Genomic DNA, 6,267 nt, shown 5'->3' with positions numbered 1-6,267 from the left:
GGACAAGTACGGCAGCTGGGTCGGATATATCTGCGGCAGCCACAGACGGTTCTGAGAAAAAAACGCTGGTGATCGGGGATACGACTTTCAATTCTTCCAATGAAGAACTGGATGTCAATCCGCACAATTCTTACTCCGGATGGGCATGCATCCGCTATGGAATCGGAGAGACGCTGGTAAAATATTCAGACGATATGGAGCTGGAGCCGTGGCTGGCAAAAGAGTGGGAAAATACCGATCCGCTCACCTGGAAGATCACACTGCAGGATCATGTGACTTTTTCAAGTGGCAGAGCTATGGATGCCGAGGCAGTGAAACAATGTCTGGAGCATCTGCTGGCAAACCATGACCGTGCGGCAGCCGATACAAAGATTGATTCGATGGAAGCAGACGGTCAGGTGCTTACGATCCACACATCCGAGCCAAAGCCGGCACTTTTGAATTACCTTGGAGATCCATATGGCTGTATCATCGATGTGGATGCAGGATTTGACGATGGAATCGTAGCCGGAACAGGTCCATACATTGCAACCGACTGTCAGTCCGGCGATCATCTGACTCTGGTGAAAAATGAAAACTACTGGAATGGAACGCCACATATTGATGAACTGACGATCAAGACCATCACCGATGGAAATACCCTTGCAAATGCACTGCTCTCAGGAGAGGTACAGGCAGCTTATGGTATGGCATATGAAAGCTATCCTATGTTCGAAAACGATAACTTTACCTTTTCACAGATTTCCACATCCAGATGTTTCTTCCTGAAAATGAATTTCAACGAAGGTTCCGTCTGTACTGATCCGGCCGTGCGAAAAGCGATCGCCATGGGTATCGACAAAGAAGGATTTGTGGAAAATCTGCTGGAAGGAAACGGCTATCCGGCAAATGGAACCTTCCCTGCTGGTTCTGCTTTTGGCGGAGACAAAGTAACGACAGAGACGTATGATGCAGAAGGTGCAAAGAAAGTTCTCGAAGAAGCCGGATGGACGGACACAGACGGAGACGGTATCCGTGAAAAAGACGGACAGAAGCTTCAGATCAAATGGCTTACCTATCCAAGCAGACAGGAGCTTCCGCTTCTGGCAGAATCCGCACAGGCTACGTTAAAAGATATCGGAATGGATGTGGATATCAACTGTACGGCTGACAACAACAGTGTTGTGCAGGATCCGGCAGCGTGGGATGTCTCAGCCATGGCAAATGTGCAGGCTCCGACCGGAGATCCGGAATACTGGTTTACCGTGTTTGCAACTTCCGATGCAACGAAAAATCAGGGAGCTTATAAAAATGAGAAACTGGATCAGTTGGAAGAGCAGCTCAGTCAGGAATTTGACACCGACAAACGTGCCAAGCTTGCAGTTCAGATGCAGCAGACGGTTCTGGACGACAATGCCTTTGTATACTGCTCTTTCCTGAAGATGAGCCAGATCTCACGGGCAAATGTAACCGGATATATGGCACATGCCTGTGATTACTATCAGGTGACAGCGGATTTGGATATTAACTGAATATTTTTCATATCCTGAATTAAAAAATGAGTAAGTAATATTCTACGGGAACCGTTTGCAATGAAAAAATTATGCAAACGGTTCTTTTTTATAGGCAGAGTAAACAGAGATTGAAAGGTATGAATAAAAAAGGAAATTCGATTGACAGAAAGAATGTTAAATGTTACTATAAAAAGCGGGGGGGGAGACGAATAAAATTATGCATATTGCACAAACAAGGAGGAAAATTTTGAAAAAGAAAGAAAAACAATGGTTGTCAATTGCTTTGAGTGCGGCCATGGTAGTGACCGGTATTCCAGCAACAGGGATTGGAACGACCGTCCAGGCGGCATCAGGAGAAGCACAAGTCTCCGTGAAAAACGGAGAAGTTACGATCGGAAATGAATATCTGGAGCGTAAATTTTCTACTTCAGACAACAAGCTGGCAACGACAGAACTGGAAAATAAGAGGGCAGATCTGACGTTTACACCGGCACAGGGTTCCGAAGAATTCATTATCAAACTTCGCCAGGATGGTACAACAAAACTGGACGGAGAGCTGGATCGCACAAACTGGACAGTTACTGCAAGCGATCAGTACAATAATGAAGTAGGTGCAAAAGACGGTCCGGGAGCCAATGTTATTGATGGTGATGCATCTACAATCTGGCACAGCAAGTATTCACCGGATCAGCCATATCCACATTCCCTGACTTTTGATATGAAGAGCGAACAGGAAATTGCCGCATTTTCTTATCAGCCACGTCAGGACAGTTCCACAAACGGCGATATCAAAGGATATAAACTGTATGTGGGAAACAGTGAAACAGATCTGGAAAGTGATGCAAACCTTGCGGCAGAAGGTGATTTTACTTACAATGACAGAGAAACGATTTATATCAATCTGACAGCACCGAAAAAGGGTCGTTATGTAAAACTGGTTGCTGTATCACCAAAGACGGACGGTCAGGCATGGGCAACGGCGGCAGAAGTAAAGATGTACAGCAAAGCAGTCGGTACAGCAGATGCAAGTGCCGTGATCAGATCCAGCGAGATGACTCTGGAAGGCAGCAAAGTTAAAAAAGTAGATACGAACGGCGGAGTCATGGTAGAATTCCCGTTTGAGACTGTTTCCAAAAACGGTGTAGACTGGGATGTTACCATGAAAGTTACCATGGATGACGGAGATCATTTCATGCGTAAATTCCTGGAAATCGAAGTAAGTGACAAAGAAAAAGCAGCAATTGATTATATCGATCTGGAATCGTTGAATGTCAATGCAAATGATACCGTGTGGACACATCCGATCATGGGTGAAGGCGTTGGCGGTATGAGTGGATATGTCATTTCTCTTGGCCAGCCGGTTTATATTCAGGGAATGTTCCTTGGATGTGAGTTCCCGATGACAGAAACAGAGATCGACAGCAATAAAAATGCACATATGCGTTATTTTTCCGGCAAGACATTCGAAAAACTGCAGGAAGATAACCAGCTTACCACAGACGGAAAATATGTGACCTGGCAGACCGTAGCGGGTGCTGCAAGAAGTACGGATATGAATGTCATTCAGTCTGACTTTTATGAATATATCAACAGCATTGCAACAAGAAGCGATTTCCGTACGCAGTACAATTCCTGGTACGATAATATGATGACCATTAACGATGACAACATTGAATCTGCATTCAAAAAAATGGAAAAGGGATTTTCTGAATCCGGCGTAGAACCGATGGATTCGTATGTTGTGGATGACGGATGGAATAATTATAACAACTCGAATACAACTTCTACTGTTCATGATGTGGCACGCTGCGGTACCACGGATAATGTGACAGGGTTCTGGGAGTTTAACAATAAGTTCCCGAACGGATTCCGTCCTGCGTCCGATCTTGCAGAAAGCTTCGGCTCCGGATTTGGTGTATGGGTAGGACCTAGAGGTGGTTATAACTATAACGCTGCAATGGGTAAGATTATTGAAAAAGCAGGTTTTGGTGCATACAATGCGGTAACCGATGATATTGATGTCGGTGACAGACGGTATGTGACGAAACTGACTGAGTTTTTCTTACAGATGCAGGATGCTTATAAAGTAAATTACTGGAAACTGGATGGATTTGCGACAAAGCCATGTACAAATGCAAATCATAAACATATGACAGGCGGAAAGAATGGTATGTATTATTTTTCCGATACCTGGGAAGCATGGATCGATCTGTTTGAGACGCTGCGTACCAATGCAGAGAAAAACGGCATTGACAATCTGTGGTTTAACCTGACCTGTTATGTAAACCCAAGTCCATGGTATCTGCAGTGGGCAAATTCTATCTGGATCCAGAACAGCCAGGATATCGGACGTGTTCAGGTCGGACAGAACAGACAGGTAGATCAGCTGCTTTCTTACCGTGACGGCAGATATTTTGATTTTGTAAAAGAAAGAGAGTTCCAGTTTCCACTGGCAAACATTTACAACCATGATCCAATCTATGGAAAAACAGGAACCAATCTGGCAAACCAGATGACAGATGATGAGTTCAAAACGTATCTGTATATGATGGGAACCAGAGGAACGGCATTCTGGGAGCTGTACTACAGCCCGGAAATGATAGATGAAGGTCAGAAATGGGATATCAATGCAGAATATCTGGAGTGGGCTAAGAAAAATTATCACATTTTGAAAAATGCGAAACTGATCGGTACGACACCGGATAAGGGCAATACCTACGGATACTCCTGCTGGGATGGTGAAGAAGGTATTATTTCCATGCGAAATCCAAGTGCATCCGTAAAGACACTGAGCTTTACACTGGATCGAAACGTTGGTGCGGCAGAAAGTCTGAAAGGCAAGACACTCAACCGTACAACAATTCTGGATCACAAGACAACCGATGCACAGACCGATTATCAGACAGTAAAATACGGCGATGTGATCACAGTTACACTGCAGCCGGGTGAGGCACGTATCTGGTCTCTTTCTACTGCAAAAGATACAAAAGCACCTCAGCTGACACTTGCAAAAGCAACTGCGGACAACACGATTGAGCTGACATTTGATGAGCGCGTAACCGGTACTCCTGCTGCAACCGTTTCCGGAGCAAATGTTACAAAAGCAGAAGTAAGTGCAAATCAGAGAAAAGTAATGCTGACTACATCCACTCTGAGTGCAGGAAGCAAAGTAACGGTTTCTGTAAGTGGATTAAAAGATTTAACCGGCAATGCAGCAGCAGTAAATACAGAAGTTGTATATCAGGAAAATCAGGTTGTAGCGAAAGCATCAGCAAAAACAGATCTGAAGAATGCAAATGATGTAACGGAAACAACGGACGAAGCACTGGCAGGAAAGACAATACTTGGCCTTGCAAAAGCATATGAGCTGAACGGAACAGCTGTTACAGGAACCGCTGATTTTGCCGTATCTTCTTATGTAAAAACAACCGGAAACAATATGAACATTCTGAAACAGGAAGGTGCTTACAGCCTTTCCATTGACAAAGACGGAAAAGCAGTCTTTACAGTTGGAGATGTATCCGTAACTTCCAAAGAAGCTGTAAACGATGGAACATGGAAACACATTGCAGGTATCCGTGAAAAGAATGGCAGTCTGAAAGTTTATGTCAACGGTACACTGGATGCAAGCAGATATGAGAAAAACATCAAAGATTTGAAAGATGGAACTCTGACTGTTGGAGGCGGAACTGATCTTCAGGTAAGCCAGGCAGAAGTAAAAGATGCAACACTTAAGCTGGCTGCACTGGAAAAAGCAGGATCAGCAGTTGGCGGAGACAGCAGCGGAGATTCCGGTATTGTTCCGGATGGAAACGGAAAAATCCCTCTGCAGGCTTCCAACATCACAGTAAAACGTGCAGATAATGATCAGGATGTTTCAAACAAAAAAAGTAGTCCGGAAAAAATGATCGATGGTGATAAAGGTTCAAACTCCTTTACCTGTACACTGGACAGCATTGAAAGTGATGTACTGGCAGGAACCAGCGTATACTTCCAGATCGATCTTGGCGATGTATTCAAGCTGGATCAGGTAAAAATGTGGCGTTATTTTGCGGACGGACGTACCTACCAGGATACGATCGTAGTTGCATCTGAAGATGCTGCTTTTGATGCAAATGATACCGTGCTGTACAGCAGCGTTTCAGATTCCAAGTATGCATACGGACTGCTGAGCAATGAAAAGCTTGCAAATCCGGATGCAAAATATGCAGAAACATCAGAAGGAAAGACATTTGAAGCAAAAGAACAGAAAGTACGTTATATCCGTATTTACACACGCGGAAGTATTCTGACAAGCGGAACAGCACATGGCGGAAACCATATCTGCGAAGTAGAAGTTTACGGAAAAGCAATTAAGAACACAACAACACAGAAAAAAATCACCGTTGCTTTTGATACAAAAGGCGGAAACAGCATTGAGTCTCTGAAAGTAGCAGCCGGCGAAAGCTGGAGCCTGCCGCAGAATCCGACCAGAGCCGGATATGTATTCAAGGGCTGGTACAGCGATGTAAACTGCACAGTAGCATATACAGCAGCATCACCGGTAAGTGCAGATCTGACACTGTTTGCAAAATGGGAGGAAGATCCGACCACAAATGTACAGTTAGAAGAAGCAAAAGCAGTACTGAACAGCAAGATTGCAGAAGTAAAAGACAAAACAAAAGGCGATTACAGCGATGCAAGCTGGAATGCATTCCAGAATGCACTGGCAGCAGCAAAAGAAGCAGCCGCTTCTAAGACTGCAAGTGCCGCAGACGTCCGCAAAGCACTGGAC

The 6,267-nt window shown here is 44.6% G+C and carries 2 protein-coding genes; both read left to right on the top strand.

What is annotated here, in order from left to right; all coding sequences use genetic code 11:
* A partial coding sequence (locus tag ACLTL4_RS10620; protein ID WP_412320519.1) for an ABC transporter substrate-binding protein occupies positions 1-1,511 on the top strand: 1,511 nt, incomplete at its 5' end.
* A gap of 229 nt (positions 1,512-1,740) precedes the next feature.
* A partial coding sequence (locus ACLTL4_RS10615) for a discoidin domain-containing protein (protein WP_412320518.1) occupies positions 1,741-6,267 on the top strand: 4,527 nt, incomplete at its 3' end.

Source organism: Hominisplanchenecus sp. (assembly GCF_046967715.1).
GTDB lineage: Bacteria > Bacillota > Clostridia > Lachnospirales > Lachnospiraceae > Hominisplanchenecus > Hominisplanchenecus faecis.
This window is presented reverse-complemented; position numbering and strand designations above follow the sequence as displayed.